Source organism: Bradyrhizobium sp. USDA 3650, assembly GCF_054057395.1.
In genome coordinates this window covers 6,541,758-6,566,059 of record NZ_JBSRZG010000001.1, presented here as the reverse complement: position 1 = coordinate 6,566,059, position 24,302 = coordinate 6,541,758, and the positions used below count along the sequence as shown (strand labels likewise).

Here is a 24,302-nt window from a genome sequence, read left to right as displayed (position 1 = left end):
CGGGACAAGCCCGGGCATGACGGACTGTCGCCTACGGATTCGACGGCGTCAGCACCAACGGCGGCTTGGGCTTGGGCTTTGCGGGGGGCGGGCCTGGGGCCGGCCTCACGTCGATCGGCGGGGGCAGCGGTGCGATCTGTGTGCTTGTGAGTGGGTGACTTGTCAGTGGCGGGCTTGGCGCTGCGGGAGCGGCCTGCGGCGCCTTCGGGGTCGGCGCGACCCTGATATCGGCCTTGGGCTTCGGCGGCTGCGCACGGCGCGGATCGCGGCCCGGCATCGGCACATCCGTGAGCGACGGCTCCGACACCGGTTCGGGCGACACCAGAGTCGGTAACGCGGCGGTCGCCGGCGGCGGCTCGCCGCGCTCGATGGCGTCCAGCCGGCGCGTCTCGCGATCAATCGTGCGCACCGCAAGCCACGACGACAGCGGCGCCAGATCGACGGTGCGATTGAGCCTGTCGGGGGGACCGGCCGCGAACAGCTGGATCTCCGGCGGTGCGCCGGAGAGCCCGGTCATGATCGGCGTCAGGCTGGCGCGGATGTCGGCCTGGTCGGCGGGGATGTCGTAGCCGCCGGAGACGATGGCGCGCGCGTTCTTCGCCTCCAACGACGTTGCGCCAACGCGCAGGCGCCCATCGCGGATCGTGAACGGGATCTGCGCCGAGGCCACTGCAATCGGACCCGCCGACAGCGCGGGCTCGACCAGCTGCCGCAGCCGGTTGTCGTCGGCAATTTGGCCGCCGTCGCTGGCGCGGATGGCGATCTCGAAGGCGCGCGGATTGAGGCCGGAGATTTCAGCGGAATCAAGCGTCACCGTGCCGTTGCCGGCGAGCGCGCCGGTGAGCGCCGCAACGCTGCGGCCCTGGCTGGTCAGCGCCATCTGCGCCGAGGCACGTCCCTTCGGCAGCGCGAGGTCGCGATAGCGTAGCGCCGCCGCGTCGACATTGCCGAGCTCGATGCGCGCGTTGAGCGTCAGGCCATTGGCACCGTTGCGCGCATCAAGGCTCGCCGACATCTCGCCGCCGCCGACGCCGCCCTTCATTGCGTCGAGCGCGAGCGACTGCCCGTCGCTCCGGATCGTACCGCCGAAGGGGCGCAGCTCGATGCCGCCGGGCAACGTGCCGTGCAGCGCCTGGAAGGCGACGCGGCCGCGCCAGCCGCCGAGAAGCCCGGCACTCAACGGCGCATTGGCATCGTGTCCGGCCGCGCCGATGGCCATCGCGAGCGCCGGCATGAGGTCGAGCGAATCGAGGCCGACTTCGCCGTCGACGGTCTTCTCCTGATCGAGCGTCACTGCCAGATGACCGCGTAGATGCGAGCCGGCCAGGGTGCTGTCGAGATCGTTGAAGGTCAGGCGGTTGTTGGAGAGGCCGACGCGCGAGGACAGATTGACGCTCTGCACCGATTTATCGGCCGGGCTGGTGCCGAACAGCGGGGCCAGATTGGCGTTGCGCACGCGCAAATTCACGCTGCCTTTCGGCTCCGACAATTCGACGTTGCCTTGTGCGTCCGCGTCCAGCCCGCCGCCGCTAAGCTTTGCAGTCAATTGCAGTTGATGGCGCCACGCGCCGCTCAGATGGCCTTCGAACTGCGAAGCGCCCTCGCCTGCGGCGACCACGCGATCGAGCCCGAGCAACGCCAGCAGCGCACTTCCCTGTGGTGTCGAGACTTTCGAATCCAGCGTGAAGTCGCTGTTGCGCAAGCGCTCGATGTCGATGCCGTTGACGGCGGCCACCGGCGTCTGCGCGGCCAGCGTCGCGGTGGCCTTGAGTTGCGGCGCGTCGAGCTCGATCACCGCGCGCGCGTCGTTGCGATCGGCGTGCTCGGCGTTCTTGTCGAGGCTGAGGTCGAGCTTGAGGCGGGTCGCACCTGGCAGCGACGGGATGGCGTCGAAGCGCGCGCGCACCGACGGCGCAAACGGCTCGAGCAGCGCGGTGAGATCGCGCAGCGAATTGGCGGAGGATTTCAGCGCGAGCTTGCCAATGGCCTTGGCGCGGTCGAAACTGCCGCTCGCTTCCGTGGTCACGCCGCTGGCCTGGCCGAACCGCAACTGCTCCAGCGAGAGCGACGCCGGGCCGTAGCCGAGTTTCGCGGTGAACGGCCGCAGCTCTTGGCCCGCCGAGATCGCGCGGCCGATATCGAGCGAAAGCTTCGCTTCCTCCGGCCATTCGCCCTGCGGCCCCGAAAGCGCGCGCACAAAACTTGCGGCGGCATCGAGGTCGAGGCGGTCAGCCCTAAGCTCCGCGTCGATCCGCGAGCCCTTGCTGGCGCCGGTCTGGACGAAAGCGATGCGGCCTTCGACCGCGCCGCCCTCGATCTCGGCCTTCAGCCTGTCGATGGCGAAATGGTTGGCGGCGATGGTCACGTCGCCGGCAAGGCGCAGCGGCCGCGTGCTGCGGCGGTTGACTTCGTTGCGGCCCTGGAGCCAGGCCACCAGCGTATCGGGATCGGAGGAATCGACGCTGAGGCGGCCGCTGAAGCTATCGGCGCCGGGCGTCGCGCCGTTGAGCGAGAGCTGCGTCTGGCCTGGCGCGCGCAGCTCGAGCCGCTGGAAGGTCCAGGATCGTCCGTCGGTCGCAAGCTCGGCCGTGATGTTCTGGAGCGGCCGGCCGCCGAGCATGATCTGGTCGGAGTTGAACTCGATCTGCGCCGGGATCGGCGCCTGCGGGATTGCGGCGAGCCCTGCGCGGAGCGCCGGCAGGATGCGCTGCGGCTCGGCATCGTTCTTGGCCGTCAGCTTGTCGGCATCGACCTGGCGCGCCGACAGCACCGCGCGCAGCAGCGGCGACGCGCCGAACCTGATATCGCCGACGCCGCCGAGCTTCAGCGCGGAGTCTTCGGGCCCGAAGCTGGCATCGACCTGCTCGAACTTGGCGCCGGCCGGATCGGCCTTGAGTTTCGTGGTGAGCTTCCAGGGCATCGGCCCCGCCTCGCCCGGCTTCTTCGGCGCCGGCACGGCGAGCGTCAGCGCGCCCTCGAATTTCGGCAGGCGGTTGTCGAAGGCGAGCACGCCTTCGAGATCGGCCAGGATGGCTCGCTCGCCGGGATCGATGTTGAGGTGGAGGCGGGTGGCGTTGCCGTCGGCGCTCGGGCCGGAGGAGACGCGGAACGGATAGCGCACGCCGCTGGCGGTGAAACTGCCGTCGCCCCGGACCGAGCCGGCCAGCGAGCGCACGTCGCCGGAGAAGGCGATGTCGTTGAGCTCCAGTGTCGAACGGCTGGCGGCATCATGCAGGGCGATGCGGCCGGTGAGGTTCAGCCGCTCGATCGCCAACGACGCCAGATTGAAGCTGCCGCTCGCGGTGGACGGCAAATCGACCCGCCCGCGCGCGTCGAGGCCGAGATCGACCGCCATGCCGTTGACCGAAAGCTCGGTGGCGCGCCATTCGCCGCGCATCAGGGAGCTCAGGCTGAACTCGACGTCGAGCTTGTCGGCGCGCAGGCGGCCGAGATCGTTGTTGCCGCCGAAGGTGACCCCGCGCAGCCGCAGCGTCGGCGCCGGCAACAGCCGCGCGTCGAGCTCGCCCGCCACCCGCACCGGCACGCCGATGATCCTGCCGGCCTCCGCTTCGAACTGGGGCCTGAACTGGTTCCAGTCGACGAAGTAAGGCCCGATCAGAGCGGCCAGCAGCGCTAAGATAAAGGCAATCGCCAATCCGAGCAGCGTCGTCTGCACGGGTCTCCCCTCGGCCAAACCGGATGCGGGCCTTGCCTGAGCCGCAGGGCCTCAGACGTACCGGAACAGCCCCTTATATAGGGGGAAGTGTGGCGAAGTCACAGCGACTGTTGCGCGCGGAGGTTAACGCCGGCGAGCCATCACCAGCTCGCCGGCAGCCGCTTCAGGCCGCGCAGCACGAAGGTCGGCCGCCATTCCGGGTTTTCGAGGTCGTCGATGCGCAGGTCGGGCAGCCGACGCAACAGCGTGGCGATGGCGATCTCGGCCTCGAGGCGGGCCAATTGGGCCCCCAGGCAGAAATGGATGCCGCCGCCGAACGACAGCGGCCTCACATTCTGGCGGGTGACGTCGAGCCGGTCGGGGCGGTCAGGATAGACCGCCGGGTCACGGTTGGCCGACCCCAGCAGGCAGAGCACGGTCTCGCCCTTCGGGATCTTGGCGCCGCCGAGATCGTCGATATCCTCCAGCGCGACCCGCCCGGTCATCTGCACCGAGGAATCGTAGCGCAGAAATTCCTCGATCGCGCCCACCATCAGCTCCGGCCGTGCCTTCAGAAGCGCGAGCTGGTCCGGATTGCGATGCAGCGCAAGCAGGCCGTTGCCGATCAGATTGACCGTGGTCTCGTGGCCGGCGCCGAACAACAGGATGATGTTGGCGGTCAGCTCCTCGTTGGTGAGCTTGTTGCCGTCTTCCTCGGCCTGCACCAGCTGGGTGATGAGATCGTCGCCGGGATTTTTGCGACGCAGCTCGAACAGCTGCTGGAAATACATCTGCGCCATCATGTTGCCGGCGTTGCCCTTGGCGATCTCCTCCGGCGAGAGCGGCACGGGGTCGAGCAGCCGTCCGCCGTCGCGCGAGCTGTTATAGAAAGTCTCGCGGTGGTCCTCGGGGATGCCGAGCATGTCGCAGATGATGGTCACAGGCAGGCGGAAGGCGAAATCCTCGATCAGGTCCATATGGCCGCGGTCGATCACGGCATCGATGGTTTGGTCGACGATCTCCTGGATCCGCGGCCGCATGTCCTCGACACGGCGGGCGGTGAAGGCCTTCACGACGAGGCCGCGCAGGCGGCTGTGGTCGGGTGGATCGGCCTGCAGCATCCAGTGGCTCATGCTGCGGAAGACCGGCTCCTCCATGATCTTCTCGCTATAGCGGCGCTTGGAACGCTCGACGAAATCCTTGCCGAAGCGCTTGTCGCGCATCACGAGGCTGACATCGGCATGGCGGCTCGTGACGAACTGGCCGAACGGCGTCACGTGAATCGGATAGATCGCGCGGAGCCGGTCATAATGCGGATAGGGATCGCGGATGAAGTCCGGCGACAGCGGATTGAACAGCGGACCGCCGGCGCCCTGCACGTGCTCGTTCATGGTGACCTCGTGTCGGTTGCCGCATGAATCGCATACGCCGGGCAGCCCCTGTTGCGCAGCGTAACCATCCCTGAATTATCAACTCGATACATTGTTGTATCGAGTTGCATTCTGCCCTAACCTGCTCCGATGTCAAGGGTGAGAACCAGGCCGACCAGGGACGACACGCGCGACAGGCTGTTCGAGGCGGCGGCGCGCGTGTTCGAGGAGGACGGCATCGGCGGCGCCAGCATCGAAGCGATCGCGGCGGCGGCCGGATTCAGCCGCGGTGCGTTCTATTCCAACTTCAAGAGCAAGGACGAGCTGATCATCGCCATGATCGAGGATCATGTCGCGCAGTCGATCCGGCGCAACATGGACATCCTCGCGCAGCACGACAATCTCGACGACTTCATCGCAGCGCTGAAGACGATGGATCGCAGCAGGCAGGATCCGCTCGGCCGCTCGCCGCTGCTGCACATGGAGATGATCCTGTTTGTCGCGCGCGCGGAGAAGCGCCGACCGGAGCTGGCAAAGCGGCTGCGGGCGCGGCGGAAGCTGGTCGCCGACATCGTCGAGGCCACGCTGAAGAGCAGCGCGAAGGGCGACACGCTGAACCCGCCCTGGATGGCCTCCGTCGTGCTGGCGCTGGAAGACGGCTTTCGCCTGCACCGCCTGATCGATCCGGAGACGACGCCGGCCGACAGCTTTCTGCGCGCGATCACGGATCTGCGGCGCAGGACGGGATTGTCGTCGGACTAGCGCTTTTTTCAGAACTTCGCTGTTCCCGCTCGACATTGGTTCGCTGCGCTTCGCAGCTGGAACCTGGCCGCAATCATGCTCGCGCATTTTCCACTTCGTCGCACCCATCCAAGGAACGTTTGTGCGGCTTACCACTTTATCCCGAGCCTGTTTTGGCAATTTGATCATTGGAGGAGACAACGATGAGGATTCTGAAATTGACTGCGGCCGCAGCTGCGCTGCTGGCCGGTACGGCGCTCGCCGTGGCGCAGTCGAGCTCGACGGTCGGCACGGGCGGCTCGTCAGCCGGCGGTGGCACCAGCAACTCGACCGTCGGCACGGGCGGTTCATCGGCGGGTTCGGGCAGCGGCTCGGGCTCGGCTTCGACGCTTGGCACCGGCGGCTCGTCGGCCGGCGGCGGCACCAGCAGTTCGTCGATCGGCACCGGCGGCTCCGCCGCGGGCTCCGGCAGCGGCTCAGGCTCGGCCTCGACGCTCGGCACCGGCGGTTCGTCGGCCGGCGGCGGCAAGAGCTCGTCCAGCGTCGGCACGGGCGGCTCTGCGGCAGGCTCCGGCTCCGGCTCCAACTCGGCATCGACGCTCGGCACCGGCGGGTCCTCGGCCGGCGGCGGCAAGAGCGGCTCGACCGTGGGAGCGGCGGGTTCCTCCGCGGGACATTCCAGCGACATGGGAATGGAAAAGGGCAAGGGCCACCACAAGGACGAGATGAAGAAGGACAAGGACTGACATCCCGGCCGGCGGAGCGGCAGCAATGCCGCTCCTTCGTCCTTCCTGAGGAGGACTGGCATGAACAGATCAATCGTTGCGATCGCAGTTTTGACTTTGATGAGCAGCGCTGCCGTGGGGGAAACCATGCAGAAAACCGGCAAGACCGCATCCGGCGAGACCTGTCGGGTCACGGTGGAAAAACATCCCGACGGCAGCATCACCGCGCTGGGCTCATCGGGTTCAGGCACAACCGGCTCGACCTCATCCAGCGGCTCGCTCTCGAGTTCGAGCTCGGCCGGCGGATCGTCGGTGCACGTCCAGGCCGGTGGCGGCAACGTGTCGAGTTCGTCCTCGACGGCCGGCGGCCCGGGTTCGACCAGCGCGAGCACCGTCACGGTCAACGGCTGCACCATCTCGACATCGTCGCCATAACAAAAGGATTTCACAGATGAGAATGTTGATCGCGACCTCGTCGGTCGCACTCCTGCTCGCCGCCGCCTCGCCGCTGTCGGCGCAAACCAGCATGACCGGCGGGACCGGCGGCTCGGCTGCGGCCGGCGGCACCTCGGCCAGCACGCTCGGCACCGGCGGCACGTCGACGTCGGGCTCCGGACAGACCGGCTCGTCGATCGCAGCTGGCGGCAGCGCCGCGTCCGCCAATGGCAAGGCGCAGTCCGGCACCAGCATGAACAAGGGTAACGGTCCGGTGCTCAATTCCAATGCGCGCGCGCAGGCGCATGAGGGTGGCACGTTCAGCCGCTCCCACACCCGCACGAAAGTAAAGGCGGGCGAAGAGGTCGGGTCGACCACCAAGACCATGTCGCACGTGCCAGGCTCCAAGCCGACCATGTCGACGACATCGACGAACGTGCGCTGAACCATCCTCACGAGACTGCTGCCCGCGATTTGCGGGCAGTTTTTCTTTGTGAGCAGGTTTTTCTTAGTGAACGGATCAACCGCCGCTCAGCGTGCGGCTGACGCGGGTCACGACTGCATCCCACTGCCGCTTCTCGGAAGCCGGGTAGTTGATCAGCACGCAATGCACGTAGCGGCGGCCAAAGTTGCAGCGGTCGTACCAGATCTTGCCGCCCCGGGTGCTGGAGACCACGAAGAAGCGCGGCGTGATGCGCTTGTAGGTGATGCCGGACGGCGGATTCTTCCGCGCCAGGAAAGCGGCCGGCGAGCTGCCGTCGTTCGGAACGGCCTGCACCGTCAAATCCGCCCGGCCGTCGCTGGTCCGGTACTGCATGCCATAACCGTCGGGCCGACCGGCTTGCTCGGTGAAGATCGACGAGGGAATGTCGACGTTGGTCCCGGTCTCGGGAATGCGATAGCCACTCCAGCTCTCCGCACCGGCGGCAGCCGGCAAGCTACAGAGCATCACGAGGATGGTGGCGATCTTCTTCATCGTATGGCCCGGTTTGCACTCGACGGCCGACAACGTGGAGACACGCCGGACGTTCCTTTCCGCGACGCGAACGCGCGTTGCGCCCGCTGTCGGCTCACCAGACATTGCAAGCCGGATTTCGGCGTCGAACCCTCGTCAAGCCGCCAGCGTCTCGTCGACCCGTCCAAGGGCTCGACGAAGAGCCGCAAAGCAGTCCGCGTCGATCTGGGTGCCGATCATCCCCGACATGATCGCAAGCGCTTTCGTCACTGGCATCGCAGCGCGATACGGCCGCTCCGCGGTCAGCGCATCGAAGATATCCGCGGTCGTGATGATTCGGGTGTCCAGGCAGATCTGGTCTCCCGCGAGCCCACGAGGATAGCCTTTGCCGTCCAGCCGCTCGTGATGCGCCCCCGGCGATCGGCGCGAGGTCGCCAAACGCGCCGATGCGCGACAGGATCGCTTCCGAATGCGCTGAATGCTTGCGCATGATCTCCCATTCGTGGTCGTCAAGCTTACCCGGCTTGTCCAGGATTGCGTTGCTGACGCCGAGCTTCCCAATGTCGTGCAACAGCGCGGCACGCTTGAGCCAGCGTCGCCGCTCAGCAGCGAACTCCAGCTGCTCCGCGATCATGTCGGTAAAGAGCGTGACGCGCTCGCTGTGGCCGCTGGTGTAGGGGCTTTTGGAATCAACCACCTGGGCAAAGGCAGCTGCGATGTCATCCAGATAATCCTCATCCACCGGCACGCTCGCCTGCTGCGGCTGCAGAGGCACAGTTTCGGTCCCATCTTCGGTGCCAAGCATGTCCCAGAATCCAGGCTGCGACGCGATGCGCTCAAATGCGGCGACCAGGTCTGGATCGAACCAGGTGCCGGCTCGATTCCGGGCCTCACGAAGGGCGGCTTCGGGACCGTTCGCGATGTAGAACACATCGACCACCTGGGCCAACAACGCGAGGCGAGAATAAAGCGGGATGGCCGCGCCGCGAAGACCGAGCGGCTTGCCGCCGCCATCCCAATGCTCATCGAGATTCTTGATGCCCTCCGCGACCGGTTCGGAGAAGCGCATTTTGCGGGCGATGTCGGCACCGCGATGGCATCGCGTCTCGATCAGTTCGCGAGCGATCTCGCCGCCGTTCTGGAAGATGTTGACGATGGCGCGAAACCGTTCGGCCAGGCCGGCTTTCAGCCCGGTATGGCCCAGCACGAAGCGCAGCGCCTGAGGCAGGCTGCCGTCAATGAGCTTGAAGTCCTGCTTGAAGGAGAGATCATCGGTCAGATACAGCTCGCAGATGCGCGCGGCGTTGCTGCTGCAGCCAAGATCCTTCAGCAACAGTGCGTAGTAAAGTTCGACTATCTCGTCCTCGCCGAGGCCGATCTCCCTGCCGATCAAGACGCCGATGCGGCTGCATCGCACGCAATGTCCGGCCGGCTGCCCCTCCGAAAGATCAAGCGCGTGGCTGAGTGCGCCCAGCAGTTCGGAAAGCGTGATCCGATCGAGCGGCTTGGGGGCATGCGGGATGGGGTCCATTGACGGGGGGCTCCGAGGCTGGGTGCGGCCAGTGAACAGGGCGGATCACATCACCAGTCGATCAACTGAACACCAGAGGATTAACAGGAGGTTGTTTGCGAGCGATCCATCGACAGGAAGTCTCCGAGAACGCCCTCGCCTGCTCGGCAAAGTTCCGTGGCCACCGCGCGCCCGCTAGCGAGCGCGCTTGCCCTTGTCCGTGGGCAACGGGCAATTCGTGCAAACGCTGTCGTCGCACATGCGGCAGATCGTGAAGCGATCCATCTCGGACGTATCCTGCCGTGCCAACAATTCATGGAGCAGCGTTTCAAGTCGTTTCGTTTCAGCCGGCGACAGCACATCCAGAAGCGACGCGACGGCCGAAATCCGCGAATTCATCAGATCGTTGCGGGTTGCGGCCCCCTTCGCGGTCAGGTGCAGAGCAACCTCGCGGCCGTCCTGTCCGGGCCGACGTTCGACCAGCCGATCCGACACCAGACGGTCCACCAGCCGGACCGTTCCTGAATGCGACAGGCCAAGGATCCGCCGCAGCTTGTCGTTGGTCATGCCCTGGCCATAGCCGATGACGACCAGTGCGGCAGGCGTCTCGCCACCGCGGCCAATGACCTCGCGCGCGCCCTGCTCGATCCGATCCATGACGGCGAGCGAGAGCGCCCCCAGCAAATTTGCGATTCCAGTTTCCATGCGCCGACAATATGTGCGGAGCGCACAAAAAACAACTTGACGAATATGTGCGCTCCGCACATGTTTCGATCGCGGGGCACGATGACATGGAGAATGACGATGAATACTGGGAGCGCGGCACGACAAGCGAATGCCCAAGCGAATACCAGAGGCATTGAACCCGCCTTGAAATACGTGCAGGCCAACGGCGTGCGCTTCGCCTATCTCGAACAGGGTGACGGCCCCCTGGTCATGTTCCTGCACGGCTTTCCCGACAATGCCTGGTCGTATCGAAAGCAGCTGCAGGTCTTCGCGGATGCAGGGTATCGTGCCGTCGCGCCGTTCCTGCGCGGCTATGCGCCGACCGAGATTCCGGCGGACGGCGTTTTCGATCCGATCGCACTAGGCAAGGATCTGGAAGCCCTCATCGCGGCGCTGAGCGACGACGGACAGGCACGCGTCGTCGGCATGGATTGGGGCGGCACCTCGACCTTTCAGGCGCTGGCCACGGCGCCATCGGCAATCAAGGCCGCCGTGGTCATGAACACCGCACATCCAATTACAATTTCGAGCATCAGACGGGATCCGGAGCTCGTTCGAGCCGTCTTCCATGTCTATTTCTTCCAGCTGCCCGGCGCCGTATCCGCGGTCAGTACCGAGGGACTTCCCTTCGTCGACTATCTCTGGAAGCTGTGGTCGCCGACATTCAACAATGCCGAGCACATCCGTTCGATCAAGGAGACGCTCAGCTCGCCCGGCACGATGGCCGCTGCGCTTAAATATTACGGAGGCCTGACCGATGCGGGGCTCGCGCGCCGGCTGCCGATCAATGACATGCACACGCCGACGCTGACGATCTATGGCAGCAACGATCCGACAGCAAGGTACTCGGTCAAGGAGGAGCCGCTGTTCAAGGGGCCGCACAAGCGGATTGTCCTGCCCGATGTCGGGCACTTCCCGCACCTCGAGCGTGAGGAAGAAGTCACCGGCCTGATCATGGACTGGTTCAAGACGCACGCGCCTGACTGAACGCAGAGGGCGTGGCCCACAATATCCTTCGAGTTCTCTCATCCGGAGTACGCGCAATGGACGCCAAGACACAACAGCAATATGCCGAGACGTTTCGTGCCCTTCACAAGAAGGGCGATCCGCTCATCCTGTTCAACGCCTGGAACGCCGCCACTGCCAAAGCTATCGCGAAGACCTCTCCGGCCATTGCGACCAGCAGCGGCGCGGTCGCCTCCGCACTTGGATACGCCGACGGAGAAAATGTCCCGTTCGACATGGTGACCGGCCTGGTGTCGCGGATGACCGCGGCCGTGTCTGTTCCAGTCTCAATCGATCTGGAGGCCGGATATGGCGACACCCCGGAGGCCGCCGCCAGATCGGCGACCGAGATTTTGAAAGCCGGCGCCGTCGGCATCAATATCGAGGACGGGCTATCAGGGGGAAAGCGGCAACTCGTCAATCCCGAACGCCATGCCGCCAAGATCAAGGCTGTGCGGCACGCTGCAAAAGATCTGGGAGTTCAGCTGTTCATCAATGCGCGAACGGATCCGTTTCTGCTCAAATTCGGATCGCCGGACGAGTGCCTGAATGAAGCGGCAAGCCGGGCGAAGGTCTATGCCGAGGCGGGGGCCGACGGAATTTTCGTGCCCGGCCTCACCGACCTCGCGCTCATTGAAAAGTTCGTTCAGCTCACGCCTCTGCCGGTCAACATCATGGTGACACAAGGCGTTCCCGCACTTCCGGATCTGGCTCGCGTCGGCGTTCGGCGGGTCAGTCTTGGACCGTGGCCCATGATGGCAGCAATGCGGATGATCGGACAGGCCGCAGCCGCGGTCGCCGCGACCAAGCAATACGGCACGTTCCTGCAACCGGATGCCTGAGCCCGGACACACCAGCCAAAAGTCGCTTCTAGGCCGACCGCTTCACCGCGGTCGCGCCGGCCGGTGCAACGTCGAGACGAGCCAGCATCGCCCGCGCCTGCTCGGCGCAGTGCTCGATCAGCCAGCGCTCGAAGGCGACGGGCGCGAGCGCGGGCGCGTAAAGAAAACCCTGCACGACGTCGCAGCCAAGTTCGGCCAGCACCTTGCGCTGCGCCTCGGTCTCGACACCTTCGCCGACGACCGTCATGCCGAGGCCCTGCCCGACGCGCACCACGGCGGTGGCGATCGCGAGCGCGCCCGCGTCACGCTCGATGTCGCGCATGAAGCTGCGGTCGATCTTCAGTTCGCGGATCGGCAGATGGGCGAGCCGGCTCAGGCTGGAATAGCCGGTGCCGAAATCGTCCACGGAAAGCCCGACGCCGAGCTCCCGGATCGCGTTCATCGTCTCGAGCGCGGCGACGCTGTCCTGCATGAACGCGCCCTCGGTGATCTCGAGCATCAGCGCATCCGCCGGCAGATCGTATTCGGCGAGGATGTCCTTGAGCCGCGCGGCCAGCGTGACGTTGCGAAAATTGATCGGCGACAGGTTCACCGACACGGATGGAATCTCGAGCCCGGCGCGGCGCCAGCTCGCCATCTGCCGGCAGGCTTCGCGCACCGACCACAGGCCGATCTGCTCGATCAGGCCGCACTCTTCGGCGAGCGGGATGAATTTTGCCGGCGAGACGTCGCCGAGCTCGGCATCGTGCCAGCGCGCCAGCGCCTCGACGCCATGGATCGCGCCGTCGCAGCTGCGGATCTGCGGTTGATAGCGGAGGGTCAGCGCGCCCTCGGCGATGGCGCGGCGCAGCGCCGCAATCAAGGCCAACCGCTGCTCGGTGAGCCCGTTCATCTCGGCGCTGAACAGGCGATGGGTCGAACGTCCCGCCTGCTTGGCCATGTACATGGCCGCGTCCGCCTGCTGCATCAGGGTGTCGATGTCGGTGGCATGATCGGGATAGAGGCTGACGCCGATGCTCGCCGACATCTGCAGCTGCCTGGAGCCGAGCCGCAGCGGCGCGGCCAGCGCTTCGGTGATTCCGGCCGCGACGCGCTCGGCACCCTCGGCGTTGCGTCGCGGCAGCAGGATCACGAACTCGTCGCCGCCGAGCCGCCCCAGCATGTCCTCGGGTCCGATCTGCTCGCGCAGGCGCTGCGCCAGCTGGATCAGGAGCTCGTCGCCGGCGGCATGACCGAGCGTGTCGTTGACGTCCTTGAAATGATCGACGTCGAGGAAGGCCAGCGCGACGTGGCTGCCGGTCGGGCAGGCGTCGATCGCGGTGGTGATCAGGCGCCGCAATTGTGCGCGGTTCGGCAGGCCGGTGAGGATATCGTGATAGGCGAGCCGCGCGATCTCGGCGCGCGCTTCCTTGCGCTCGATCGCGAAGGCGCCGAGATTGACGCAGGCCTCGACGATGCGCCGATGCCAATTGCTCGGCGCGCGCGGCTCCCGGTAGTAGAAGGCGAAGGTGGCGATGACCCGTCCGTCCTTGGCCTTGACCGGCGTCGACCAGCATGCGCGCAGGCCAACCGCGAGCGGCATCGCCTTGTAGGGCTGCCAGCGCGGGTCAGTCTCCAGATCGGTCGCCAGCACCGGCTCGCCGTAGAACGCCGCGGTTCCGCACGAGCCGACATTGGGGCCGATGGCAACGCCGTCCAGTGCGCGGGAATAGTCTTCGGGCAGGCTTGGGCCGCCGAGCGGATGGATCAGGCCCGCGGCATCGATGTGCAGCAGCGAACAGACGACGTCGGGCGCGATCTGCTCGACACGGCGGCACAGCCGGTCGGCGATCTCGCCGATCGGGACCTCGTCGGCGAGCGCGCCCATGATGAGCTGCTGCAGCGATCGCAACTGCTTGGTCTCGGTGATATCCTCGAGCAGCGCGAAGAAGTGCTTGACCTGGCCTTTCTTGTCGCGGAAGGCATCGATGCGGGCGCAGACCCAGATCTCCTCGCCGTCCTTGTCATAGGCGAGCATCTCGATCTCGCCGCGGTGGCCGCCATGCATCAGGCGCTTGACGAGTTTCGCAACAGCCTTGCGATCGGTGTGGCGGCCGGCGATCAACCCCCTCGCACGGCGGCCCTCGGCTTCTTCGCTGGTGTAGCCGAACAGCGTCGTGAAGGCGGAATTGACGTAGACGATGTTCTGGTCGGTATCGGTGATGAGCACCGCGCGGTTGGTCTGGTCGGAGACGGCGTTGAGAAGCCGGATCCTGACGCGGCGTTCGGCGTCCGCGGTGACGTCGCGCGCGAACACGATGCGATAGGCAATGCCGCCACTTGCAATCGATGAAAGCGAGATGGCCGCGCGGATCCGGCTGCCGTCACGGCGCACCAGGCTGATCTCGTCCCGGAACTCCGCACACGGTTCGGCCTGAAGGCATTTGAGGGTGAGAATTTCGGCGTCGCGGCCGAGCACATCAGCGCGTGCGAGATTCCAGATCCGCTCTGCACCGGCATTGAAATGCGTGATGCGATGCGCGCTGTCGACGATGACGATGCCCTCTTCGGCGCGTTCGAGCGCGGCCAACAGCACTTCCGGAGTTTCTGTCATGGCACAATCGGAGGCAGACATCGCTAGACCCGGAGGCATCGGGAAGATATGGCAACCGAGGCTAGCGCCGCGATGGTGTCCAAGACGTTCTTGCAGCCGGGTCGCACCGCGCCAAGACGCGACATGCTTAACGTTCGGCAAAAGACGCGAAGGTAATCCGCTGCGTACGGAACCTATTCGGCGCCGGCGCCCACCGGAAGCTTGCCGGCGACGGCGCGCACCTTGCGGGGCGCGGCTTGCCAGATCGAGAGCGCCGACAATCCGCTCACGATGATGGCAACGCCAAAGGCGAGCGTGTAGTCGCCGGCCCGATCGTAAAGCAAGCCGGTGACCCAGGGTCCGGCGGCGCCGCCGGCCAATGCCGCCAGCATGATCGTGCCGAAAATGCTGCCCTGGTGCTTGCCCTGAAAAATCTCGAACACCACCGCGCCCATGATCGAGGTCAGGCCGTAGCCGAGTGCGCCTTGCGTGAACACCATGAGGTAGACCAGCCACGATGAAGGCTGGAATTTCAGGGCCATCAGTGCCGCGAAAGAGATCGCAAAACCCGCGCAGCTGATCGCCCACACCCATTCCCGCCCGATCCGGTCGGAGACATGGCCGAGCAGGATCTGGCCGGGAATGCCGAGCAGGCTGACGATGCCGAGTGCCCACACCGCGACACCCGGGCTGAAGCCGATGTCGAGCAGGAATTTGGTCTGGTGCACCTGCACCGCGTACCAGATGTAGAGGCCGCAGAAATAGCCGAGCGCGATCCACCAGAACCGCGTCGTGGCGACCGCTTTCCGGAGTGTCCATTCGGTCCCGGCCCAGACGGGATCGACGATGTTGGAGACGGGTTTTGCGGCGCCCGCGACCGGCGCGGCATCGCCGTCGGGCCGCAGGCCGATATCCTCGGGGCGCCTGTGCAGGAACAGATTGATCGGCGCCAGCACGATCAGGATCATCAGGCCCATCGCCGTGCAGGCGGTGCGCCAGCCGGTTCCTTCGATCATGTGCTGCACCCACGGCAGCAGCGTCACCGAACCGATGCCGACCCCGGCGAAGGCGATGCCGATGGCGAGGCCGCGCGTGCGGATGAACCAGTTCGGCAGGAACAGCGACTGCCCGGAATAACCGAGACACACCGAGCCGGCGCCGACCATGACGCCGATGGTGAGATAGAGATGCCAGGGCTGGCTCGTGAGCGGCGCGAGCAGCAATCCGCCGCCCATCAGAACGACGCCGAGCTCCATCACCGCGCGCGGGCCGGCGCGGTCCATCAGCCGGCCGATCAGCGGGCTGACCATGCCCGACACCACGAAGCCGAAGGAAAAGGCGCCCGCGGTGACGCCGCGCTCCCAGCCGAACTCGGAGATGATGGGAGGAAAGAACAGCGAGAAGGCGGTGCGCGCGTTGACGCCGATGGCCATGGTGACGAAGGTCACCGCGACCACGACCCAGCCGTAGAAGAACGGAAGCCGCATTGTGTGTTTCATCCCTGGACGGTCCTTCCGACCATCCGGGGCTGCCCGGGTCAAGCGCTTTTCGCGCATGCCCGTTGAGTAACGTGATCGCATCAGAAGAAGGACTGGCAAACACCTCGCCCACGGCCATCCTTCGAGACGCCCGCCTTAGGCGGGCTCCTCAGGATGAGGACGGAGTGTGCGGTAGCAGTTCGACGGGCTCCGATGCCACTCAGCCTCATCCTGAGGAGACCGCGAAGCGGTCGTCTCGAAGGACGAGGCGGGCGCTCAGGCGGCGTCGCGTTGGGACGGTTTGACGGGCACGTCGAACAGAATCCGTTCGATCGGGTGCGGGCGGCCGAACAGATAGCCTTGCGCGAAATTGACACCGAGCGCCTTCAGCCGTTCGTATTCCTCGCGGGTCTCGACGCCTTCGGCGGTGACCGACATGTCCAGCCCGCGCGCCAGCGTCACGATCGAGGAGATGATGGCGGAGCAGCGCGGCTGATGCGTGAGGTTGCGGATGAACGACTTGTCGATCTTGATCTTGTCGAACGGGAACGCGGTCAGATAGCTGAGCGACGAATAGCCGGTGCCGAAATCGTCGAGCGCGAGCGCGATGCCGATGCTCTTCAGCCGCTCCATGAAGGCGTGGTTCTGGACGCCACGCTCCAGCAGCACGGATTCCGTGATCTCGATCTCCAGCCGCTGCGGCGGCAGCCCGGAATCCGCGAGCGCCGCGCTGATCATCTCGAACAGCTCGGCCTCCTTGAACTGGATCGGCGACAGGTTGACGGCGACCGCGAGCTCGGACGGCCAGCCGGCCGCGTCCGCGCAGGCGCGTCGCAGCACGAATTCGCCGAGCGGCACGATCAGCCCGGTCTCCTCCGCAAGCGGGATGAACTGGTCCGGCGGAATCAAGCCGCGCGTCGGATGCCGCCAGCGCACCAACGCCTCGAAGCCGCGCCGCGCGCCGCTGAGGGCGTCGACGAAGGGCTGGTAGTGCACCTCGAGCTGGCACCGCGCGATGGCGTCGCGCAAATCGCCTTCCAGCGTGCTGCGCGCCTCGAGCTCGGCCGACATCGCCTTGTCGTAGATGGTGAAGCAGTTGCGACCCGATGACTTCGAGCGGTACAGCGCCAGGTCGGCCTTCTTCAGCAGCTGCTCCTGATCGGTGCCGTGATCGGGCGCGATCGCAATGCCGATGCTGGTGCCGATCTCGACGCGATGTCCGGGAAGAAGGAACGGCTCGGCGACGAGCTTGGCAATCCGCCCCGCCAGTTCGGTCGAGCAGACGCGCTGATCCTCGCAAGCTTCCTGGATGATGGCGAATTCGTCACCGCCGAGGCGGGCCAGCACGTCGCTGGCGCGCAGCGCGGATTTCAACCGCTCTGCGACCTGACGCAGCAGCGCATCGCCCGCACCGTGACCGAGCGAGTCGTTGACGTTCTTGAAGCGGTCGAGGTCGAGCATCAGGATCGAGAAGGTCGGACCGGCGTCCATCAAACGGCCATTGAGCTCGTCGAGCCGGGCGAGGAAGAAGGCGCGGTTCGGCAATCCGGTCAGGATGTCGGTCTGGGCGAGTTCGAGCACCCGCCGGTTCGCCAGCGACAGCCGCTGCGAATTGCGGCTTGCGAGCATGAGATAGGTCGAAAGCGACAGCGTCAGCAGCATGCCGACGATCAGCACCGCGCCCGCGCGATCGTAAGTCGTCTCCAGCGGACCGCCGGCAGCCGGAACCGCCCGCACCTGCCAATCCATGTCGCCGATCTTGAGATTGCCCGACCAGTGCAAGGTCCGCGCGACGTCCCGCATCGACTGCGGCGCCGTCGCGGCCGACGAATAATCCGGCAGCATGTCCTCCAGGCCGACGATCTGCGCCGTAAACGGCGGATAGACGTTGACGCTGACCGCGGGGCTTGCCCCGGTGGTCGCGCGAATGGACTGGATCAGCAGCGGCAGGTCGAAGACTCCGACGACGAAGCCGGCGAGATTGCGGCGCCGGTCCACGACGGTGTCGCGCGATGTTCCCTTGGCGTAGACAGGAATGGCGACGAGGACGTCGGGCAACCGGCCGCCCGCCTTCGGCTCGTAGAGGCGGGTGCGAATGGCCGAGACGCGGTCGGTGTCGCGTGCGCGCTCGAGGATCGTGCGGCGCTCCGGAATGGTCGCGTAGTCCATGCCATAGACCGGAGACGTCTTCGGCTGGGTCGAGTAGAGCACCGGAAAATATTCGTCGCTCTGCGGCGCGGTAGCGAACGCATCGCCCTGGAGCGACTTGATGCGATAGCCGGACACACCGTCCGTGATCGCCGCGGCCTCATATTCGGCGCGCTCCTTGCGGTTCACGCGCGGCACCCAGGAGATGCGCAGCATGCCGGGATGGCGTTCGAACAGGCGGGCACTGAAGGTCTCGAATTCGCTGCGGGTGATCTCCTGGTTGGTCGATTCGAACAGCGTGCGCAGCGCGACGAGCCTGGAGATGTACTCGCTCATGCCGTTCTGCATGACGATCACTTCGGTCTCGGCCGCGTTCTCGAACTCGATCTTGTTGACGCGGCCTTCCCACCGCGCCACCGCGGCCGCACCCGCGACCGAGAACAGAAGACCGATTCCGACGGCGACGAGCGCAGGGCGATAGAGCCCGAGCAGCGGCGCGGCACGCCACCATCCGGTCATACGTCCCCGATCCTGATCGTTCTGATCCCGACCGCCCATTCCAGAAACCGCCGTCCCCTCTCCCGGCCAACCGAACCTCTGGTTGAGCCGCCTGAGCCACTATCGGAACAGGACCGCGGTTAAGAACTGCACAATTTCGGAAAGCGGCTTTTCTGCATTAGCCGGCTTAGTTAATGAAGTGCAGGATGATGCGGGCTTTGTCGAAATAAGTTGCCGGTTTTCCCCGGAGTAGTACGGAGCCGCCGATACATCGGCGATTCATCCTGCGGCGATAGGTTTACCCGAAACCACTCCCCGCACCCGTAGACTTTTTTGATGTATCGATCTCGATCTACGACATCCATCGTCGTCACCGTCGCCCTCCTGGCAGCAACCATGCTGCCGGCGAAAGCCGACGAGATCGGCGTCAGCGAGGATGCGATCCTGTTCGGCCAGGCCGCAGCACTCGAGGGTCCCTCCTCCACACTCGGACAGCGGATGCGGCAGGGCATCGTCGCAGCTTTCACCGAGATCAACACCAAAGGCGGCGTCCACGGCCGCAAGCTCCAGCTCATCAGCCGCGACGACGGCTACGATCCCGACCGCTCGGTAGCGCAGACGCTGCGGCTGATCGAGGACGACAAGGTGTTCGCGCTGATCGGCGCGGTGGGCACGCCGACCGCGGTGGCGACGATACCGATCACCAGCGCCAGGAACGTGCCCTTCATCGGTCCGTTCAGCGGCGCTGAATTTTTGCGCGACCTCGAGCTTACCAACGTGGTCAACATCCGCGCGAGCTATGGCGCCGAGGCCGAGGCGTGGGTCAAGCACCTCACGGAGGATCGCCATTTCACCCGCATCGCTATTTTCTACCAGGACGATTCCTTCGGGCGCGACGGTCTTTCCGGCGTGAAGCGCGCGCTTGCCAGGCGGGGCCTCGAGCTCGCCGCCGAGGGCACCTTCGAGCGCAACACCCGCGCCGTCGCTTCCGCCTGGCGCACGATCAAGCGCGTCGAACCCGAGGCGATCGTCATGGTCGGGACCTACGGTCCCTGCGCGGAGTTCATCAAGCTCGCGCACCGCAGCGGCGCTCGTCCGACCTTCGTAAACATCTCCTTCGTCGGCGCCGTGGCGCTCGCCCGGGAGCTCGGCCCCGAGGGCGAAGGCGTCGTCGTCACCGAGGTCGTGCCGTTTCCCTGGGACCGCTCGCTCAAGCTGGTCGGCGACTACCAGGCGGCGCAGACGGCGCTCGACCCCACGCTGACACCGGACTTCGTGTCGCTCGAAGGCTACCTCGCCGGCCGTCTCGCCGCCGCGGCGCTGGAACAAGCCGGACCGCAACTGACGCGCGCGAGCCTGCTGCGCGCCATCAACGATGTCGGCCGCTTCGACATCAGCGGCAGCACCGTCACCGTCGGCATGCGCATGCTCGACGCGCCACCGAAGGTGTTTTTGACGGTGATCCAGAAGGACGGGACGTTCAAAGCAGTCGACCGGCTGTAGAGCCGGATCAGGGCCGACGCGTCCAGCGGTCTGCGTTGACGGCGCCTTGCGGGATCTCGCCTTTGACGATGGCCTCGACCTGGCGCACGGTTTCCAGCGACTGGTATTCGATCGCCTGCGGCGTCAGGCCGCCGACATGCGGCGTGACAATGACGTTGAGAAGCTTCGCAAGCTCCGGGCTGGGCATCTGATCGGGCGCGCGGCCGACATCCATCGCGGCACCCGCGATACGATTTTCGAGCAATGCCTTCGCCAGCGCCGCTTCGTCGACGAGGTTGCCGCGCGAGAGATTGATGAAAACGGCATGTTTCTGCATCCGCGCCAGCGCCGCCTCGCCGATCAAATTTTCCGTCTGCTCATTGGCGATGGCAAGGCAGACGACATAGTCGGACGCGGCGAGGAGCTCATCGAGGCTGACCTGCCGGATGGCGCTGTCGCTCACGGTCGCAAAGGGATCTGCGACCAGCACCTCCATGCGCATCACCTTGGCGATATCGGCGAGGTAACGCCCGATGCTGCCATAGCCGATGATGCCGATCTTGCTGCCGGCGAGCTGACGTCCCATCCGCGCTTCCGGGTTGCGGCCTGCCTGGTAGTCGGCCGTCGCCCGGGATACGCCGCGGGAGAGATCGACCATGAAGCCGAGCGCGAGCTCGGCAACGGCTTGCACGAAGCCGGGCCCGGCGCGGGTCACGAGCACGCCGGCGTTGGAGGCGGCCTCGACATCGACGTTGCGGATGTCGACGGCGCAGCGGACGAAGGCGCGCAGGCGCGGCAGTTGCGCAAAGATCTCGCCGCGTCCCTCGGTCATGCGGTCGGCCACGATGATGTCGACATCGTGCGCAGCGCGCACGAGGCTGGCTGAGACCAGCGTCTCATCGCTCTCGTGCAGGACCACCTCGGCAGTCGCGCGCAAACCGTTCAGGCTACGATCGCCGTAGTAATTGCGACGCATCTCCGGCGTGTGGGCCAGCAGGACTTTCACGGCAACACTCCTTCAGTAGCCGAACGCGCGCGGCAATGCCGTGCTGAGCCATGGCACGAACGCGATCACGAGCAGGCAAAGGAACAACAGGCCGAGATAGCCCATGATCGGCTTCACCGTCTGCTCGATCGGCACGTTGCCGATCAGGCAGGCGCCGTAAAGCCCGAGCCCGAGCGGCGGCGCGAACAGGCCGATGCCCATCGCGATCACGAGCACCACGCCGAAATGCAGGGGATCGATGCCGAGCTGCACGGCCACCGGCAGCAGCAACGGACCGAAGATGATCAGCGCGGCCGCGCCCTCCAGCACCGAGCCCATCACGATCAGCACGGCGATCGCGAGCAGGATAAACAGCCAGGTACCGCTGGTCTTGGACAATCCCAGCATGAAATCGCCGACCGCATGCGGCACCTGCTGCAAGGTCAGCGTGAACGCCAGCGATTGCGCCGCCGCGACGATGAACAGCACGAGCCCCGCGCGCGTCGCGCCCTGCACGAAACTGTGCGCGGCCGATGTGAAGCTGAGCTCGCGGAACACCACGCTGCCGACGACGAGTGCATAAGCCACGGCAAAGGCCGAGATCTCCGTGGCGGTGGCAAAGCCGCTCTTGAAGCCGAAGAAGATCATGAAGATCAGGCCGAACGAGGCGATCGCGCCGCTCCACAGACCCGACACCGGCATCTGCGGCGCGATGTCCTCGGCATCAGATGGAGTCTCAGCTGGGGACTCAGTTGGAGTCTTGCCGAAGATGATGGAGACGGCGATCAAGGCCAGCGCCATCAGCGCTGCCGGCAACAGCCCTGCGACGAACAGGCCGCCGATCGACAAATTCGCGACGAAACCCAGGATGATCAAATTGATGCAGGGCGGAATGGTCTCCGCCATCACTGCAGAGGCCGCGAGCAGCGCCACCGCGCCGCCCGGATTCTGCTTCGAGCGGCGCGCGGCCGGAATCAGCACGGAGCCGACAGCGGCGACGTCAGCCATCTTCGAGCCCGAGATGCCGGAGAACAGCACCATCGAGGCCACCATCACGACGTTGAGGCCGCCGCGCATGCGGCCGACCCCGCGCTGCAACAGCTCGATCAGCCGCACCGACATGCCGTTGGCTTCCATGAGGTAGCCGACGAGAATGAAGAACGGAATCGCGAGCAGCACGAAATTGTCGATGCCGCGCGCCATCTGCTGCGCGAAGATCACGCCGGGCAGCGCGCCCTCGACCCAGATGAAGATCAGCGCGGCCAGCGCCAGCGCGAAGCCGATCGGCAAGCCGCCGACTAACGTCGCGAAGAAACCGATCAGCATCAGCGTGCCCGCCGACGGCACCGTGGCGGGCGACAGATAATCCCAGGCGAGATAGAGGCCGGTCACGACGGCAATCGCGACGAGGCCTCTGACGATATCGGGGAGCGGCCTGGCGCAGAGCTGGTCGATCGCAAACACCGTCATGAACAGCGCGCCGGCGCCCATCGGGTAGAAGGTCAGCTCCAGCGGCAAGCCGGATCCGGTGGTCTGGCCCGCCGTCAACGAGCCCAGCTTGATGGCGTTGTAGGCGACATAGGCCGAGATCAGCACCACCAGCAGCGCACTCGCGGCATCGACCAGCGCGCGCAGCCGTACCGGCGCCAGGTCGCGGAAGAAGGAGACGCCGACATTCTCGCCGCGCGCGAGCGCACTCGCCGCGCCGAAGAAGGCCGACCCGACCATCAGGCCGCGCGCGACGTCGTCGGACCATTCGACCGGCGCGTTGAAGCAGAAGCGCAGCAGCACGGAACCGCAGACGACGACGAGATCCGCGGCCAGCAGAATGGCCGCGATCGCGTCGCTGACGCGAAGCAGCAGGGCGATGCTCCCGTGGCGGCCGCCCGAGAGAGGTACGGCAGCTGTCATTGCCACGTCAGGCCTGCGTGGCGCGGATGATGTCGATGACGGCCTTGGAGTCCGGCCGCGCCTTGATGAAGTTCTCGATCTGCGGCGCGACGCGCTTTTTGAACGCCTCGCGGTCGCATTCGGCCACCGTCACGCTCTTTTCGGTCAAGGCCGACAGCGCCTCCTTCTCGACCGCGAGCCCGTGGGTCCGCGTGTCGGCCGCGGCCTTCTTCGCGGCATCGAGGAAACCGTCGCGCAGCTTCGGATCCATGCGATTGTAGGTCGCGTCGCTGAAATAAATCGCGAGCGGCGAGAAATTGTGCTGCGTCAGTGAATAGAATTTCGCCGTTTCGAAGAACTTGCTCGCCAGGATGGTCGGCGGATCATGCTCGAGCCCGTCCAGCACGCCGGCCTGCAATGCCGTGTAGATTTCGCCGAACGCCAGCGGCGTCGCCGCGGCGCCCATCAGGCGCAGGCATTCCGTAATGACGGGGTTCGGCAGGGTGCGGATCTTCAGGCCGGCGAGATCTTCCGGCGTCTTCACCGGCTTCCGCGCCAGTACGCTGCGTGAGCCGAAATTATACGCCCAGGCGATGATGCGGATGTTGCTGCCCTTGAGCAGCGCGTCCTCGATCGGCTTGGCGGCGCCCGAATCGAACGCTTTGGTCTGCTGCGGAAAGCTCGAGAACAGGAAGCCGAGATCGAAGGTCCCGACCAGCGGCACCAGATTGGCCGAGATCGACGAGCCCGAGACCATGAGATCGATGACGCCGAGCTTCACCGAGTTGATGACGTCGATTTCCTGACCCAATTGGTTGTCGGGAAAGAACGCGACCTCGACCTGCTCACCGAGGCCGTTCGCCTTCAGGTTCTTCACGAGATTGTCGTAATAGACGCGGCCGTTGGCGAATTTGGGATCGTTTGGCAGCGAGGAGGAGCATTTCAGCTTCAAGGTCGCGGCTTCGGCGCGGCCGATGAGTGCGGGGGAGAACACGAGGCCGGCGGCAAGTCCCGTCGACGACTTGATGAACGCGCGACGGTTCACGGGCACGATGGACATAATGCGGTTTCTCCCCAATTATTGTTTTTTTCGAGCTACGGTCGTTGCCGCAGCCCGTTGCGCGGACTGTATGGCCAAAGCGACGGCGCAGGCAAGGCTTGCAGCCGGCCGTTGCAAAGCGGCGCGTCGCGAGGATCGACGGCATCAGCGCGTGGCGAAACAGCCGTGTTTTTTGCGGGATTCTCGCTTAGACCGGCATCGGGCCCATTGTGCGAGAGGATGCTT

Annotated in this window: 17 protein-coding genes and 1 pseudogene; 7 read left to right on the top strand and 11 right to left on the bottom strand. The window is 65.6% G+C overall.

Annotation, left to right across the window (positions count from 1 at the left end; all coding sequences use genetic code 11):
• Positions 1-31 precede the first annotated feature (31 nt).
• Both ACVIN2_RS30815 and ACVIN2_RS30810 read right to left on the bottom strand, forming a co-directional pair.
• On the bottom strand, positions 32-3,676 hold the full coding sequence (locus tag ACVIN2_RS30815; protein WP_456768471.1) for an AsmA family protein: 3,645 nt from the start codon (positions 3,674-3,676) through the stop codon (positions 32-34).
• 140 nt (positions 3,677-3,816) lie between these two features.
• Positions 3,817-5,046 carry a cytochrome P450 gene (locus ACVIN2_RS30810; protein WP_456768470.1) on the bottom strand — a complete coding sequence of 410 codons (1,230 nt, stop codon included), beginning with the start codon at positions 5,044-5,046 and terminating at the stop codon, positions 3,817-3,819.
• Between the two features lie 129 nt (positions 5,047-5,175).
• Here ACVIN2_RS30810 and ACVIN2_RS30805 point away from each other — a divergent pair, with 129 nt between their 5' ends.
• From ACVIN2_RS30805 to ACVIN2_RS30790, 4 genes are all read left to right on the top strand, one after another.
• Entirely contained in the window at positions 5,176-5,787 is a 612-nt protein-coding gene (locus ACVIN2_RS30805; protein WP_456768469.1) for a TetR/AcrR family transcriptional regulator, read from the top strand.
• 182 nt (positions 5,788-5,969) lie between these two features.
• Positions 5,970-6,512 (top strand): hypothetical protein, encoded by a 543-nt coding sequence (locus tag ACVIN2_RS30800; RefSeq protein WP_456768468.1) that lies wholly within the window; start codon positions 5,970-5,972, stop codon positions 6,510-6,512.
• A gap of 60 nt (positions 6,513-6,572) precedes the next feature.
• On the top strand, positions 6,573-6,926 hold the full coding sequence (locus ACVIN2_RS30795; RefSeq protein WP_007600942.1) for a hypothetical protein: 354 nt from the start codon (positions 6,573-6,575) through the stop codon (positions 6,924-6,926).
• Between the two features lie 22 nt (positions 6,927-6,948).
• Positions 6,949-7,371, top strand: a complete 423-nt coding sequence (locus ACVIN2_RS30790; RefSeq protein ID WP_018454312.1) for a hypothetical protein — start codon at positions 6,949-6,951, stop codon at positions 7,369-7,371.
• A gap of 75 nt (positions 7,372-7,446) precedes the next feature.
• On the opposite strand, the gene ACVIN2_RS30785 is transcribed toward ACVIN2_RS30790, so the two are convergent.
• From ACVIN2_RS30785 to ACVIN2_RS30775, 3 genes and pseudogenes are all read right to left on the bottom strand, one after another.
• A complete protein-coding gene (locus ACVIN2_RS30785) occupies positions 7,447-7,902 on the bottom strand; it encodes a hypothetical protein (RefSeq protein WP_456768467.1) in 456 nt (151 codons plus the stop codon).
• Between the two features lie 135 nt (positions 7,903-8,037).
• A pseudogene (locus ACVIN2_RS30780) lies at positions 8,038-9,412 on the bottom strand (HD-GYP domain-containing protein).
• A gap of 174 nt (positions 9,413-9,586) precedes the next feature.
• Complete coding sequence (locus ACVIN2_RS30775) at positions 9,587-9,958, bottom strand: MarR family winged helix-turn-helix transcriptional regulator (protein ID WP_456768466.1); 372 nt, start codon at positions 9,956-9,958, stop codon at positions 9,587-9,589.
• Between ACVIN2_RS30775 and ACVIN2_RS30770 the strand changes: the two genes are divergently transcribed.
• Together ACVIN2_RS30770 and ACVIN2_RS30765 are read left to right on the top strand one after the other, a co-directional pair.
• Complete coding sequence (locus tag ACVIN2_RS30770; protein WP_456768465.1) at positions 9,917-11,104, top strand: alpha/beta fold hydrolase; 1,188 nt, start codon at positions 9,917-9,919, stop codon at positions 11,102-11,104. The genes ACVIN2_RS30775 and ACVIN2_RS30770 overlap by 42 nt on opposite strands.
• Positions 11,105-11,160: 56 nt before the next feature.
• On the top strand, positions 11,161-11,964 hold the full coding sequence (locus ACVIN2_RS30765) for an isocitrate lyase/PEP mutase family protein (RefSeq protein ID WP_456768464.1): 804 nt from the start codon (positions 11,161-11,163) through the stop codon (positions 11,962-11,964).
• A 28-nt stretch (positions 11,965-11,992) separates the two neighbouring features.
• Here the strand turns inward: ACVIN2_RS30765 and ACVIN2_RS30760 are convergent, their stop codons facing one another.
• The 3 genes from ACVIN2_RS30760 to ACVIN2_RS30750 all read right to left on the bottom strand — a co-directional run bounded on the left by ACVIN2_RS30760 (position 11,993) and on the right by ACVIN2_RS30750 (position 18,681).
• Complete coding sequence (locus ACVIN2_RS30760; protein WP_456768463.1) at positions 11,993-14,578, bottom strand: EAL domain-containing protein; 2,586 nt, start codon at positions 14,576-14,578, stop codon at positions 11,993-11,995.
• Positions 14,579-14,730: 152 nt separating this feature from the next.
• Positions 14,731-16,023: an MFS transporter gene (locus tag ACVIN2_RS30755; protein WP_456769833.1), complete on the bottom strand. Its 1,293-nt coding sequence runs from the start codon at positions 16,021-16,023 to the stop codon at positions 14,731-14,733.
• A gap of 267 nt (positions 16,024-16,290) precedes the next feature.
• Positions 16,291-18,681 carry a putative bifunctional diguanylate cyclase/phosphodiesterase gene (locus ACVIN2_RS30750; protein WP_456768462.1) on the bottom strand — a complete coding sequence of 797 codons (2,391 nt, stop codon included), beginning with the start codon at positions 18,679-18,681 and terminating at the stop codon, positions 16,291-16,293.
• A gap of 315 nt (positions 18,682-18,996) precedes the next feature.
• On the opposite strand from ACVIN2_RS30750, the gene ACVIN2_RS30745 reads away from it, so the two are divergent.
• Positions 18,997-20,163, top strand: coding sequence for an ABC transporter substrate-binding protein (locus ACVIN2_RS30745; RefSeq protein ID WP_456768461.1), 1,167 nt, complete (start codon positions 18,997-18,999; stop codon positions 20,161-20,163).
• 7 nt (positions 20,164-20,170) lie between these two features.
• Here ACVIN2_RS30745 and ACVIN2_RS30740 read toward each other — a convergent pair whose 3' ends face one another.
• Genes ACVIN2_RS30740 through ACVIN2_RS30730 form a run of 3 tightly spaced genes read right to left on the bottom strand, consistent with a single transcriptional unit; the run spans position 20,171 to position 24,077 of the window.
• The gene (locus ACVIN2_RS30740; RefSeq protein WP_456768460.1) at positions 20,171-21,148 is read right to left on the bottom strand and encodes a hydroxyacid dehydrogenase; all 978 of its coding nucleotides are present in this window, start codon (positions 21,146-21,148) and stop codon (positions 20,171-20,173) included.
• Between the two features lie 12 nt (positions 21,149-21,160).
• Positions 21,161-23,038 carry a TRAP transporter large permease gene (locus tag ACVIN2_RS30735; RefSeq protein ID WP_456768459.1) on the bottom strand — a complete coding sequence of 626 codons (1,878 nt, stop codon included), beginning with the start codon at positions 23,036-23,038 and terminating at the stop codon, positions 21,161-21,163.
• Between the two features lie 7 nt (positions 23,039-23,045).
• Positions 23,046-24,077, bottom strand: a complete 1,032-nt coding sequence (locus ACVIN2_RS30730; protein ID WP_456768458.1) for a TRAP transporter substrate-binding protein — start codon at positions 24,075-24,077, stop codon at positions 23,046-23,048.
• Positions 24,078-24,302: the final 225 nt, after the last annotated feature.